Here is a 14,403-nt window from a genome sequence, read left to right as displayed (position 1 = left end):
GTGACAAAACCTGAATCCTGGTCGTTAAAGTGTTTGTTTGCACTCATATTTTAACTGTTAGGACTCAGGTTTTTTTATTTAAAGCAAACTATGGGACAGCAGTGGGTGCTGACCTCGTTTTTTTAAATTTATTTTTCTTGTACCATTGCTTTAATTCATCACTGCTACGTATTACATAAATTTTTTCTGTTTAATATTTGGTGAAAAATACACTTTAACTTAGTGTTTATTTTCAGTCATAGGATTACAATATCCCTCTCCATTTTGCTTAAGTTCCTCATTTTCAAGACTGAGGAATAGCATATCTATAATATTCTTATGTAGAGCTTATAAGCGATTTGATATAACAAATTGCTGTAATTTTTTATTGTAATCCCAAGGAGTGACGAGGGTGCGCCAAGCAACAGTTTATATTGATAGAGAAGCCCTTCAATATAATTTAAACCGTGTCAAACAACTTGCACCGACTGCTCAAATTGTCAGTATGGTCAAAGCCAATGCTTATGGACATGGAGTCAAAGACTGTTTAGCAGCCTTGGGTGAAACGGATGCTTTTGGTGTCGCCTGCCTGGAAGAGGCTTTAGAAATTCGTGAACTTGGCTATAAGCAACCGATTACCCTCATTGAAGGCATTTTTTCTGAAGATGAAATGCAGGTGGTGATAGAGAACAATATTGAATGTGTGGTCCATCATCAGCAACAGTTAGACTGGTTACGCGCCCATAAAGCAGCTTATATTGGTAAAAAATTAAAAGTTTGGGTCAAGCTGAATAGCGGTATGAACCGTCTTGGTTTTAAAGTACCCGAAATTATTGAAGTAATTAATTCACTTAAAGCTGAGGGTTTTACTTGTGTATTGGCCATGCACTTTGCCAATGCCGATGCCAACCATCCTTTAAATGAACAACAAAAAAATCAGTTCCTGCAAGTGAAACAAGCTTGTGCGCCCGTGATGGGCTCTTGCTGTAATTCCGCTGCTATTTATAAATGGCCTGAACTGCATTTTGATTTTGTCCGTCCAGGAATCATGCTTTATGGTGCATCACCATTTGCAGATCAATCCGTCCATGATTTAGGACTTAAACCGGTCATGACTTTTACGGCTGAAATTATTGCCCTAAACCACATTCAAGCAGGTGAACATGTCGGTTATGGCTCCACCTTTACCGCTGACAAAGACATGGACCTCGCTATCGTTTCAATTGGTTATGGAGATGGCTACCCTCGTGCCTTCCCTAAACAGAACTATGTATCTATTAACGGTCAAGCGACCCGTGTGATTGGCCGCGTTGCCATGGACATGATTGCCATTGATGTGACCGGTATGGATGCTCCGCTTGGAACTGAAGTTGAACTCTGGGGTAAAAATCGTCTGGTTGATGATGTTGCCGCAGCCAATGGCACCATTGGTTATGAGCTACTCTGTCGTTTAAGTGCACGTCCTATAAGAAAATAATATTTTAAATCCCAATAAAAAAACCCAAGCTTGTACTTGGGTTTTTTTACAATTTCATAACTGCTTATTACTCTAGATAGTCATCAGTCGGGATTGGCAATTCCTGTAAGCCACGGCGCAAAGTATCTGACCACTGTTTACTGAGTTTCCAGAAATAGGGATCTTCTTCATAAATTCGTTTGCCATTCGGAATATGCAAAGAATCTTTTCTATACACGACCGTATCAAGTGGCATCCCTACAGAAACATTGGAACGCAAGGTAGAATCAAAAGAGATTAAACAACAGCGTACGGCTTCATCTAAAGGCATTTCATAAATTAAAGCCCGGTCGAGTATGGGCTTGCCATATTTACTTTCACCAATCTGAAAATACGGAGTATCTTCTGTGGCACAAATAAAATTGCCTTGCGGGTAAATATTATACAGTTGCATTTCTGACCCTTGAATCTGCCCGCCCAGCAAAATGCTGCAGTAATAATTACTTTGTTCATGCGTGTGAGCATCTTCAACCACATCGGCAATCACTTTTTTCAAGGTATGGCCCACCAGTTCCGCCATCTCAAACATGGTGTTGACACTATATAAGTTCGGTTCCTGTTTAAGTTCCAGATGGTTGTTTAAGTGACCAATCACTGCTTGAGTTGTGGCTAAATTCCCTGATGTTTGGATGGTTAAAAACCGTTCTCCTTCCACACCAAAGATATAGAGCTTGCGAAATACCGAGATGTGATCAACTCCGGCATTGGTACGGGTATCACTTACAAAAACCAAGCCGTCTTTTAACCGTAGCGCACAACAATAAGTCATTAGAAACTCCTTATGACTTTAAAATTTTCAGCAAGCGAGCACTTGAACAATAGAGCTCATGGATTCAATACCTCCACGCTCTCGTATCCCTCGCACTGGCGCAACATCCCAGTAATCCCGGCCTATGGCGACATATATATGTGCATTAGGCGTAAATAACTGGTTGCTGGTATCAAAACAATACCACGTATTTTCAAAAAAAACCTCTGCCCAAGCATGACTGGCAAGATGAGAGGTATAGGGTACAAATAAATAACCTGATACATAACGTGCCGGCAAGCCTAAATATTTACACATGGCAATAAAGACATGGCTGTGATCCTGACATACCCCCTGTCGGCATTGAAAAGCCTCGATTGCAGAGGTATGGACCGAAGTTTGCTCAGGTGTATAGGGAATATAATTCAAGATGGCTTCAGACAGCACAATCAAGTTAGCCCGATTAATGCGAGGAACATAGCAATCTGCAAAACTTTTCATGTCGGCATTGCACAGCGTACTTGTGGTAGGCTGCAAAAATAATTGCGGATTGATGTGTGTATCAATTCCAAATTGCGTCGTAGGATTAATCTCGACAATGCCCTGTGCCATGATGGTCATCTGGCTGTAAGGCTGTCGCTGCGAACTGGTAATCCAGATATTGTTAAAAGCATCACTTTTAATTTCTTTTAACCCCGGCACGCTGACATCCCAACAATGTACCTGCTGATGAGCATTGCTGCCTGGCGTCATTTTAATATACTGAATGCTGTTACAGGCATGATCACTATATTGATAATGCGTTTGGTGATTGATCATCAACTTCATACATCCACCTCAAACAGCTGTTGAATATGATCACTAAAGTGATAAAAATTCATACTATCCGGGTTTAATTTAAGCTGCTGCCAGGCAGCATCCAGCTTATCCCAGCCAATCTGAGCCAGCAGATCAACAATTTTATCAATATTGTCTAAAGTTGTGTTTTGTTCCTGTTTTAGACGAATTTGTCTGTCCAACTGCTCAATATTCTGTCCCAAACTAAAAAACAGAAACACATCTGCCGATTCAGCCTCTATCACATCATGGCAATCTGCTGCCACGTCACATATATAGCTCGCATTCGCATGAGCATTTTTAATTAGCTGATTCAGCTCTGCATAAGTCTTGGCTGAAAGTATGCCACGCAAGTCCTGTATGTTGTCTTTGGCATATTGAAATTGTTGATGAAAAGACGACGGCTGTTCAGCATCCAGCAATAATGCATTGAGTGAACTCGCATCAAAAGCCGGCAAGCAAAAAGCATGGGCATATTGCAATGCCTCCTGATCTTCCACAAACGGAAACTGGCTACAGGTATATTGAATCCGGGTTAAATAACGACCTAACCAAAAAATGTGCTGAGCATTACTATTTAATAAAATCATGATTTCCTTCCCATGGTTAAAGGTCTATGAATGCAGATTATCGACAACCCAGGTGTCTTTAATGCCACCACCTTGTGAAGAATTCACCACTAGCGACCCTGCCTGCATGGCTACCCGTGTCAAGCCACCCGGTACAATCTCGGTTCGATATGGTGAGCTAAGGACGAATGGGCGCAAATCGATATGACGCTCTGCCACGCCAAAATCGGTTAAAGTCGGGCAAACCGATAAATCTAGCGTCGGCTGCGCAATATACAAATGCGGTGCCGCACTAATTTTGTCTCTAAAAGATTCAATCTGGCTGTTTGAGGCATGTGGGCCAATCAACATTCCATAACCGCCTGAACCCTGTGCTTCTTTCACCACCAGTTGTTCCAGATTGGCTAAGACATATTCCAGATCTTCACTTTCCCGACACAGATAAGTCGGTACATTTTTTAAAATGGCCTGCTCGCCCAGATAAAAATGGATCATTTTATCCACGTACGGATAGATCGATTTATCATCAGCCACTCCGGTACCCGGCGCGTTGGCAATCACCACATTGTGATTTAAATAAGCTGACATTAAGCCAGGCACACCCAAGGTGCTATCCGGCAAAAAGCATAAAGGATCGAGATATGCATCATCGACTCGCCGATAAATTACATCAACCCGCTGTCTGCCACGAATCGTTTTGACATAAACCTTATCGTTCTCTACAAAAAGGTCACGTGATGTCACTAAAGGCACATCCATTTCCCTTGCCAAAAAGGAATGTTCATAATATGCGCTGTTATAACGACCCGGAGTCAAGACCACAATAAAAGGCTTATCTACATAGGCATTTTCAACAAGGATCTCTTTGAGTAACTGAGGATATTGTTCAATACCCAAAACGTTATTTTGCTGGAACAGCTGTGGCATTATTTTTTGGCTAATTTTCCGGCTTTCCAGCATATAAGACACACCGGATGGCGTTCTTAAATTATCTTCCAGTACATAAAATTCACCATGACGGTCACGGATAATATCGATCCCACTGATTTGACTGTAAATTTTTCCTTTTAGGTCATGTGCATACATATGTGGCTGATAGGCTTCATGAGCTAACACCTGCAACTCAGGCACAATATTGGCTTTCAAAATGTCCTGTTGATGATAAATATCGTGTAAAAATAAATTCAGCGCGCGCACTCTTTGTGCACAGCCAAGTGACACCTTGTTCCATTGTTTTTTCTCAATGACACGCGGAATCAGATCATAGGGAATGGTTCGTTCAATTCCTTCAGATTCGCCATAGACAGTAAAAGTAATACCATCATATAAAAAATGCTCCTTGGCGGTCTGGTTAAGCGACTTTAACTCTTCCAGAGTATGCTGTGATAACCAATGTTCTATCTTTTGGCAGGTTTCCCCAGACATGTTTCGATCATCAACCAGCTCATTAAAGAAATGTGATTTGAACTGTTGAAATAATGCATTTACCTTATTTTGTGGCTTTACTTGATTTACCGTAGTCACGCTACTATTAGTCCCGATATCACTGTGAGCAAAATTTTCTAATAAAGAAATTGAATTTGTATCTTGATTCTCTTTAAGCATACAAACCTCGTCATTGTTTTCTATTGTGATTAGACTCTAGCAACAAACATGCCAATCATTCTTTAAGTTATTGAGCTATGATGATTTTATGCATTCAACGGCATTTTTTGCATAAATCTGGAGCAAAATATGCAGAGTTACAGACACCCATGCTTGCGAAAATAATTCAGTTTTTTTATTGTGTTCATCATTTAATGGATATATAAACACTCTACTGGTTCTTTAATTTTAGTTATGTCTTCACAAGAAAAAGAAACGTCAAATAGCCTGTATCGTCAGTGGCAAATTTTATCTCGTCTTTCTACCGGGAAATGGATGGGCACCCGTGAATTACAGGAAATTTTACAGCGTGAAGGCATTGATATCAGCCTGCGTACCATTCAACGTGATTTAAATCAAATCTCGCTACGTTTTCCGATTGAAAGCAGTAAAACCGTGCCTCAAGGCTGGCGCTGGCGTTCAGATGCGCCTATTCAAAGTTTGCCGCATATGACCAGCTCGCAAGCAGTCACCTTTATGATGGTCGAAGAACATTTAAAACACCTGTTGCCGCCTAGCCTGATTGAAGAGATGAATCCATGGTTTGATCTGGCACGTCGCAGCTTGTCGACCCAAAACAATGTACGCCAATGGATTAACCGTGTGCGTATTGTCCCGGGGACTCAACCGCTGATTCCCCCTGTCGTCGACAAACTGGCACAACAGTCCATTTATGAAGGCTTGCTGCAAGACAAACAGCTGGAATGTGTTTACCAGGGACGCAGCCATTCTGGCGAAGAAAAAACCTATATTTTAAATCCCTTAGCGTTGGTACAAAAAGGTGCGATTATTTATTTGATTTGTACCCGCCATGATAAAACCGATATTCAGACCTTTGCCCTGCATCGTTTTAAATCGGCTGTAGTGCTAAATTCGCGCGCGATGCATCCGGTTAACTTTGATATTGATGCCTATATTGAATCCGGTGCCTTAGGCTTTAGGGTCGACTATAACAAACCGACCCAAAATGTGACATTAAAACTGACCATGACAGAAGAAGATGCACATTACTTTGATGAAAGCCAGCTCAGCACGGACCAGGTAATTGAAAAATTAGAGAATGGTTTGGCCCAAGTCACTGCAACCGTGCCTTTCACTTCACAATTGGCATGGTGGTTAAGGAGTTTTGGCAACAAGATTCAGCACATCGAGCCAATTGATGTTTCAAATGCAGTTCGTCAAATCGCGGATGAATAAAAGCACTGAAATAAACAATAAAAAAAGTCCCAATCTTTGGGACTATAAAATATTTCTGCTTGGATCTATTTTTAGTATTGTCTGGTAGGCCTCTAGAACATCAAGCTTTATTTTCTCACCCCGACATAAAGCTTGATGGTGACGGATTTTACACGTGGAGAAAAACCTATTGTGCTTTAGCACGCCAGTTCTCCACTGTTATAGCGAATGGATTTCATCGTCATATAAATTACCTCTGTGGCTTAGATAAAACCAATGTAATTCAAACTCTCCGCTTTGTGAAAGCATAAGATCAGCAGTGTTAATCTGATTATTGATTAAGCATTTATTCTGAATTTCTATTTCCCTATGTTTATATACTCTTCTGTAGTGTTCAGTCCGACTTTTATTAAATTCAATAATGCCTGTACTCAACCTTAACAGCTGAGATTTACTCTTATTTCCCCTTAACGGTTTTACAAATCAGAACTTGTACAGTGTATATAAACTAGGCAAATTCATATTATGAACCATTTGATGGAAACATGAAAATGCCAGTTCCAGCCCAAGCCGTCAGACATAGACTTTTAAATACTTTTTTCTCACGATACTCGGTTTGGTTTAGCTGTATTTTTATTACTTTAACGATTAGCTGGTTTCGAATTATCTATGAGCCTCAATCTATTCATTATTTTCTTTCCGATCCCTTTCTGAATTCTTTATGGCTGATTACAGGAATCCTGACCCTTGTTGGCGTATATGATATCTTGCAAAATCAGCATTCAATCCTGAAAAATTATCCCATCATTGGACATTTTCGCTTTATTTTTGAAGAGTTTCGTCCTGAAATCCGGCAATATTTTATTGAAGACGATCAGGATGCCCTGCCATTTTCACGGATGCAACGCAGTCTGGTTTATCAACGTGCCAAGAATAAAAATGCCGATAAACCGTTTGGTTCCCTGATTGATGTCTATCAGCAAGATTATCGCTTTATCACCCATTCCATTACGCCATGCAAACCTGCCGATTCTGAAAGCTTCCGTATTCAAATCGGCAATGATCAATGTCGACAGCCCTATAGCGCCTCCATTATGAATATCTCGGCTCTGAGTTTTGGCAGCCTGAGCGCCAATGCGATTCGGGCGTTGAATCTGGGGGCGAAAATGGGAAATTTTTACCATGATACCGGTGAAGGCAGTATCAGTCCTTACCATCTGGAAAATGGCGGAGATATTGTCTGGGAACTCGGCAGTGCCTACTTTGGCTGCCGTACTCTGGAGGGTCAGTTCGATCCGGAAAAATTTACCAAGCAAGCACGATTACCGCAAATCAAGATGATAGAAATCAAGCTGTCTCAAGGGGCAAAACCGGGTCATGGAGGAATTTTGCCTAAAAGCAAAATTTCAGAAGAAATTGCCCAGATACGCGGAGTGAGTCGGGAACATGATTGCGTATCTCCAGCACAACATTCTACATTTAGCACTCCGATTGAAATGATGCATTTTATACAGCAACTGCGTGAACTGTCTGGCGGTAAACCGGTGGGCTTTAAACTCTGTATTGGCCAGCCTTGGCAATTCATGAGTATCGTCAAAGCCATGCTTGAAACTCAAATTGTGCCGGACTTTATTGTGGTAGATGGCTCTGAAGGTGGTAGTGGTGCTGCCCCGATTGAACTGATTGACCATGTGGGTACGCCTTTACGTGAAGGTTTACTGTTTGTCCATAACACCCTGGTCGGTGCAGGTTTAAGAAATCGAATCAAGATAGGCGCAAGCGGTAAAATTATCAGTGCATTTGACATTGCTAGTACCATGGCAATTGGGGCAGACTGGGTCAATTCAGCACGTGGCTTTATGTTTGCCGTAGGCTGTATTCAGGCGCAAAGTTGTCATACCAACCAATGCCCGGTTGGTGTTACCACCCAGGACCAGGAACGGCAAAAAGCCCTGCATGTTCCCAGCAAGGCAGTTCGTGTTTTGAATTTTCAAAAAAATACCCTGCGTGCCTTATCCGAAATGATTGCAGTCGCAGGCTTAAAACATCCAGCGGATATCAAGCCGCATCATTTAGCCCAGCGCATTAATGACCGGGAAATTAAGAACTATGCCCAGTTACACTTCTGGTTAAAAGAAGGTGAATTACTCAACTGCAAAGCTGAGGATACTGAAAACTTCTATTATCGCATCTGGAATTTAGCCCATGCGGATCGATTTTAATCACGGCACAAATTCAGAGAGACTTATTTAAAAAATAAAGAGGCCCATCTGGCCTCTTTGACGTATTGATGCAATCGAAAATCAATAATAACCAGATGAACTTTGAGCATGTAAAAAAGCTGGAATCAAACCGGTTAAGGCAGCACGAATATCGGCACGTTCATTGATCAACTGATGTGACCCTTCTTCCAGCATCAATAAGGTCTGTAAACGGAACTTGCGACGAATAAACTCAATATTATAGCGCCAGTCCACCGTCTGGTCCTGTGCTCCCTGTGCCAGCCAAACGGGAATTCGGCAAGCAGGACGCGCTTCCATTTCCTGCATCCATTTTGACATAGCCAGAATCCAGTCCATTCCCATCATACGGGGCTGTAACGGATCTTTTAAACGGACAAAACGTAGAAATTCAGGATTGTGATTATTACGTCTAAAATGCCGTGGTACCTGACGCTTAATCCGTCGGATAATACCCAGACCAACAGAATTATGCCACCACGCCGACTTGGCTGGTCGAAGCAGCGGTGAAAGCAATAATACACGGTCTACATAGGGATTTTCACGACGCTGGGCAAATTCCAGCAAATGATGCATCCAGATAGCACCACCGGTACTCTGACCGATGCCTAACCAGGGTTTCGGTAATTGCTCGGCATTTTTAATGTAGTGATAAACAGCATGTAATACCTGCTGGTAATGATCAAAATTCTTGATATTTGCCGGCGAACCGTCACTGAGGCCATGACCGGGCAAATCATAGGTAATGACACTAAAACCCTGTTCCAGCAATTCACGAATAATCGGCTGGTAAATCCCGCTATGTTCCAGATAGCCGTGCAGTAAAAATACCGTGCCTCGTATTTTCGGTAAGGCATTTTTTTCCAGATTCGGTTGAAATACCTGTACATGCAGTTTAAACAAAGGCATTTGTACATAACCTTGCCAATGCTCACAGTCCAGCAAATGCAAACCATATAACTTGCGATAGGCCTGAATTTCGACTGAAGGGTGATAAGGCTGGTTCAGATTCAATGCTTCAAGTAATTGAGGTGTGGTTTCACGACTTGGAACGGGTAAATCCAGCCGTTTTAAAATGGCAGGATTTAAAAATGGAATATCAGGCATTAAGGTACCTCTCGGCAATCACTGGAACCAAACCAGATATCACGAATAGTGGCTAACATTTCATAATTGGCACGGCGACTATGATCATAATTCTGTTCACTTGGACGCCACCGGGTCAATTGAGTCGGCATGGGTGCTTCTACGGGTACAGTTTCAATACCATTTAAGGCAAATAAACGACGGGTCCGCGGCATATGATAACGGTCGGTAATCAGAATCACCCGTGGAGCTCCACCTTTTTTCTGCAATAGCAATGAGCTAAAACGCGAATTTTCACAGGTATTCATGCTGCGGTCTTCCAGCAGTTTCGCATCGACATTATATGCTTTTAACCAGCGCTGCATATACGGTGCTTCAACGCCACTCAGCACAATCGGTAAATGGTACTGTTGTTCTATTTCTAAGGTTTTTTCTAAACGCAGACGGGTATATTTGTTTACCACAATATCCTTGCTATTTTTATCCAGTGTCAACCCACCACCCAGGACCACAATCGCATAAGGTTTAGAGCTTTGAGGCTGTGCTTGTTCATTTTGCTCATGAATCAGGGCAATATCCTGATAAATGCTTTCGTCTACCGGTTCTTCAGCGACCTTTTCCGGTTCTATTTCATGCGTGCGCAGAAAATCCAGATATTTTTCCATTAAGGCTTTATTTTCAGTACTGTTCAAATCCAGCAAGTCTTTAACGGTTTGAGTTGGATCTTCTGCTTCAGAGGCAGCTTCGACCGGATTTGCCAGCAGCGGAATTTGCGGTTTGTCCTGTTGTTCTTTTTCCTGGAGTTGTGCATCTTCAATCGTTTGTTGCAAGGCTTTATAACGCGCTTGAATCAATACCAGATCCTGTGAATTATGGCTTTGTATCGCCTCTTCCATCAATTTCAGATAGGCTTGACGGGCAATCCAGACTTTAGAACCAGGTTCCAGATCTTCATGTTCACTTAAAGCTGCCATTTGCTGGCTTTTTGCCGCGACCTGATTCACTTCTACAGGCACAAAACTGTTTAATGCACTCACCACCCAACCAGAATAAAAGGGTGAATAAAGCAAAACCATGAAACAGCCGAACAGTACAAATAGCACTGAAGCAATTTGTACCAGTCGAACCATCCAATGTGATTTCGCCATTGTCTTTTATTCCATATGTGAACGAATTAAGCCTGTTTCATCAAACAAGACTGGTTCTGGTTCTAACAAAATATCAAATTTTTGCTGCACATCGTGTTGTACAGCATGATAGGTGGTCTGAACATCTGCCAGATTGGCCTGATCATAATTGACCAGTACCAAAGCTTGCTTATGGAACATACCCACCACACCCAGTCTTTTACCCTTCCAGCCGGATTGATCGATCAACCAACCTGCTGCAATTTTAACCCCACCTTTGGCCTGAGGGTAATGGGGCAAATTCGGAAATGTCTGTACTAAATGGTCAAAAAGCTGTTCTGAAATAATCGGATTTTTGAAGAAACTTCCCACATTAGGATATTCTTTTGGATCTGGCAATTTGCTTTGACGAATCTGAATAACTTGTTTTTGCAGGTTTTCAGCAGTCTGTTCCTCTCCCACAGCTTGTTTAAGATCCCCATAATTCAACATTAAATGGGCTTGCTTAAGCAACTTAAAAGTCACATGAGTAATCACAAAACGGTTCGGGTCGTCTTTAAAAATACTGTGCCGATAGGAAAAATCACAATCTTGAGCCAGAATGGTGCTGAATTGTTCCAGCTGACGGTCATAAACTTGAACCGACTCGATGAACTCGCCCGCTTCTACTCCATAGGCACCAATATTCTGTACCGGAGATGCACCGACCAAACCTGGAATAAGTGCCAGATTCTGCAGGCCATATAAATGATTTTCTGTAGTCCAGAGTACGAAATCATGCCAGACCTGACCTGCACCCACGCGAATGGTTTTGCTGTAATCATCTTCAGTCACATATTCAATGCCTTGAATATCCATATGAATCACAAGCGCATGGACTTTTTCCGGCAAAAGCATGTTGCTGCCACCGGAGAGAATCAAAACATTTAACTGCTGTTGCTTAGCATAATTTAAAGCATCCACCAATTCAGCTGTGGACTGAACTTTGCAGTAATGCGATGTGGTTGCATCAAGACTTAAGGTATTAAAAGGCTTAAGTTGAATTTGAGTTTGAATATTCATGTGCTTAAACCTTTATTTCACATCGATCTGTTGTTTGAACTGCTGTTTAAAAATGCTGACCCAAGCCAAGCTGCTCGATTCACACTGATCGAGTACACGCTCAAACCCATTTGCTCCGCCATAATAAGGATCTGGCAACGCCTGTTTGGGATAAGTTTGATCGTATTCACTCATCAATGCAATTTTTGCCCGAATCTGGCGGGCCGCATATGCGGTTTGAGTCTGTTTTAAAAGCATTTGAATATTGAATAAATTTTCATGATCCATCGCCAGAATAAGATCAAATTCAAGAAAATCTTGCGCTTTTAACTGGCGCGCCCGTAACGATGATAAATCATAGCCCCGTTTTAAGGCATGTTTCTGGCTACGCTCATCTGGTGCTTTTCCGGGATGGTAATTACTGGTTCCTGCAGAGTCGATCATAATATTCAGTTGCTGTTTATCACAAAAATGTCTAAGAACAACTTCTGCCGTGGGGGAGCGACAAATATTTCCTAAACATACACATAACACCTTATAGGGCGTTTTGGATGACATAACAACCTCAATTACTGCTTTATTTTCAGGTGTCTTATGTTAAGTTATTTACAGGATGAATCCTATAGAACACTAAAACAATAATCTTGATTTTGATATCAAAAAGGAAGCAATAGATGAGCCATTTTCAATTTCAAACCGTCTCGAATATTATTTCAGGACTGGGCTCGATCTATGAGTTAAAGCCATTATTGCAACAACACGCTTGTAAAAAACTGTTGCTGGTCACCGATGCCGGCATCATTCAGCAGCAACTGCATATGCTGATTATTGAAATTTTAGAAACCATTCGACTGCCCTATGCAATTTATTCAAACGTTCAGTCCGATCCTCCTGAACATATTGTATTGGACGCCGTACAATTCGCCAAGAATGAAAAAGCAGACATCATCTTGGGTTTTGGTGGTGGCAGTTCGCTCGATGTCGCGAAAATCATTGCAATACTGGCCCATCCCGAACAGCAGCAAAGCTTGCAAGACTTATACGGGGTTAATAATGCCAAATCACCTCGACTACCTTTGCTTTTAGTCCCGACCACTGCCGGTACAGGTTCCGAAGTCACTCCCATCTCGATTGTCACTACAGCTGAAACCACCAAAACAGGCATCGTTGCTCCAGTTTTATTTGCCGATGTCGCCATTTTAGATGCGACTTTTACCCAAAACTTACCTGCACATATTACCGCGGCAACCGGTATTGATGCGATGGTGCATGCGATTGAAGCCTATACCTCAAAAATCAAAAAGAATCCCTATGCCGACATGTTAGCTAAACAGGCTTTAAGATTACTCAATAAAAATCTAAGTTTAGTCTTAGCAGATGGGCAGAATTTAGAAGCACGTCAAAATATGCTAGTTGGATCAATGCTCGCCGGACAGGCATTTGCCAATGCTCCTGTGGCAGCAATCCATGCACTGGCTTATCCCTTAGGCGGACATTTTCATATTTCACATGGCCATAGCAATGCTCTGGTTTTGACCGAAGTATTAAAATTCAATGCACCAAATGCCAAACAGTACTATGCCGAACTGATGTGCTGGTTGGACCCGAAAAGTACTGGCAGTACAGATGGTTTGTGTGATTTATTTATTGATCATATGCAAAATCACTTAGACCAAAGTGGCCTGATTTTAAAGCTGAAAGATTTAAATGTTCCTGAAAATATGCTGGATCAATTGGCAAGTGATGCGATGCTGCAAACCCGGCTGTTGCAAAATAACCCGCGTGACCTGATTCAACAGGATGCACGGGAAATTTACCAAGCTATTTATGCATAAATTTCTATTTATATTTGTGATAAAAACAGATTTAAGTGATATCAAAATAACCAAATAATGATTTATTACAGGTCATCCCATTTTATTGAGATGATCTATTTTTTCACTTGTATTTTTATGGACTTCACAGTAAAAACAAATGAAATCATCAAAACAACTATGCCAATGAAACAAATACCCAAACATCGTGCCGATTTTTCATACTTTTTACCTATTCAAACCCGCTGGTCGGATAATGATATTTATGGACACGTCAACAATGTGACTTATTACAGTTATTTTGATACAGCTGCCAATGCCTTACTGATTGAAAAGGCCGACTTTGATATTCGCTATTCGCCAGTCATTGGCTTGGTGGTCGATTCGGCATGTAGCTTTTTTCAGGAACTGTCTTATCCTGAAATCATTGAGGTCGGCGTAGCTATTTCGAAACTGGGAAATTCATCCGTACAATATGATTTAGCGATTTTTAAACAGGGTCATGAAGTGGCTTCTGCACAGGGTCATTTCGTACATGTATTTGTAGACCGACAGACACGAAAAAGCACCCCGATTCCAATTAAAATACGGGATGCTTTATATCTATATAATGTGAATGAATAAGC

At 41.5% G+C, this 14,403-nt stretch carries 13 protein-coding genes; 5 read left to right on the top strand and 8 right to left on the bottom strand.

What is annotated here, in order from left to right; genetic code table 11:
- Positions 1–391 precede the first annotated feature (391 nt).
- On the top strand, positions 392–1,456 hold the full coding sequence (alr, locus tag ACE01T_RS10505; protein ID WP_180082209.1) for an alanine racemase: 1,065 nt from the start codon (positions 392–394) through the stop codon (positions 1,454–1,456).
- A gap of 67 nt (positions 1,457–1,523) precedes the next feature.
- Here alr and ACE01T_RS10500 read toward each other — a convergent pair whose 3' ends face one another.
- Genes ACE01T_RS10500 through ACE01T_RS10485 form a run of 4 tightly spaced genes read right to left on the bottom strand, consistent with a single transcriptional unit; the run spans position 1,524 to position 5,254 of the window.
- Entirely contained in the window at positions 1,524–2,264 is a 741-nt protein-coding gene (locus ACE01T_RS10500; RefSeq protein WP_086197263.1) for a proteasome-type protease, read from the bottom strand.
- A 27-nt stretch (positions 2,265–2,291) separates the two neighbouring features.
- Positions 2,292–3,071 carry a transglutaminase family protein gene (locus ACE01T_RS10495; RefSeq protein ID WP_180042980.1) on the bottom strand — a complete coding sequence of 260 codons (780 nt, stop codon included), beginning with the start codon at positions 3,069–3,071 and terminating at the stop codon, positions 2,292–2,294.
- Positions 3,068–3,670, bottom strand: a complete 603-nt coding sequence (locus ACE01T_RS10490; RefSeq protein WP_180042979.1) for an alpha-E domain-containing protein — start codon at positions 3,668–3,670, stop codon at positions 3,068–3,070. Before ACE01T_RS10490 ends, ACE01T_RS10495 begins: the two co-directional genes overlap by 4 nt.
- Positions 3,671–3,694: 24 nt before the next feature.
- Positions 3,695–5,254 (bottom strand): circularly permuted type 2 ATP-grasp protein, encoded by a 1,560-nt coding sequence (locus ACE01T_RS10485; protein WP_300046065.1) that lies wholly within the window; start codon positions 5,252–5,254, stop codon positions 3,695–3,697.
- Positions 5,255–5,488: 234 nt separating this feature from the next.
- On the opposite strand from ACE01T_RS10485, the gene ACE01T_RS10480 reads away from it, so the two are divergent.
- Entirely contained in the window at positions 5,489–6,490 is a 1,002-nt protein-coding gene (locus tag ACE01T_RS10480; RefSeq protein WP_180080245.1) for a helix-turn-helix transcriptional regulator, read from the top strand.
- A gap of 530 nt (positions 6,491–7,020) precedes the next feature.
- On the top strand, positions 7,021–8,691 hold the full coding sequence (locus tag ACE01T_RS10475; protein WP_300046062.1) for an FMN-binding glutamate synthase family protein: 1,671 nt from the start codon (positions 7,021–7,023) through the stop codon (positions 8,689–8,691).
- A gap of 81 nt (positions 8,692–8,772) precedes the next feature.
- Here ACE01T_RS10475 and ACE01T_RS10470 read toward each other — a convergent pair whose 3' ends face one another.
- Genes ACE01T_RS10470 through ACE01T_RS10455 form a run of 4 tightly spaced genes read right to left on the bottom strand, consistent with a single transcriptional unit; the run spans position 8,773 to position 12,521 of the window.
- Positions 8,773–9,816 (bottom strand): alpha/beta hydrolase, encoded by a 1,044-nt coding sequence (locus ACE01T_RS10470; RefSeq protein WP_180042975.1) that lies wholly within the window; start codon positions 9,814–9,816, stop codon positions 8,773–8,775.
- Positions 9,816–10,943, bottom strand: coding sequence for an ElyC/SanA/YdcF family protein (locus ACE01T_RS10465; RefSeq protein WP_180080255.1), 1,128 nt, complete (start codon positions 10,941–10,943; stop codon positions 9,816–9,818). Before ACE01T_RS10465 ends, ACE01T_RS10470 begins: the two co-directional genes overlap by 1 nt.
- 6 nt (positions 10,944–10,949) lie before the next feature.
- On the bottom strand, positions 10,950–11,984 hold the full coding sequence (gene murB, locus ACE01T_RS10460) for a UDP-N-acetylmuramate dehydrogenase (protein WP_180080258.1): 1,035 nt from the start codon (positions 11,982–11,984) through the stop codon (positions 10,950–10,952).
- Between the two features lie 12 nt (positions 11,985–11,996).
- Entirely contained in the window at positions 11,997–12,521 is a 525-nt protein-coding gene (locus ACE01T_RS10455; RefSeq protein ID WP_180080261.1) for a low molecular weight protein-tyrosine-phosphatase, read from the bottom strand.
- Between the two features lie 116 nt (positions 12,522–12,637).
- On the opposite strand from ACE01T_RS10455, the gene ACE01T_RS10450 reads away from it, so the two are divergent.
- Both ACE01T_RS10450 and ACE01T_RS10445 read left to right on the top strand, forming a co-directional pair.
- A complete protein-coding gene (locus ACE01T_RS10450; protein WP_180080265.1) occupies positions 12,638–13,798 on the top strand; it encodes an iron-containing alcohol dehydrogenase in 1,161 nt (386 codons plus the stop codon).
- Between the two features lie 165 nt (positions 13,799–13,963).
- Positions 13,964–14,401, top strand: a complete 438-nt coding sequence (locus tag ACE01T_RS10445) for an acyl-CoA thioesterase (protein ID WP_180042992.1) — start codon at positions 13,964–13,966, stop codon at positions 14,399–14,401.
- Positions 14,402–14,403 lie beyond the last annotated feature (2 nt).

The organism is Acinetobacter uliginosus (assembly GCF_044130295.1).
Taxonomy (GTDB): domain Bacteria; phylum Pseudomonadota; class Gammaproteobacteria; order Pseudomonadales; family Moraxellaceae; genus Acinetobacter.
Note: the sequence above shows the minus strand (reverse complement) of the source record. Positions and strands in the feature narration are given on the sequence as shown.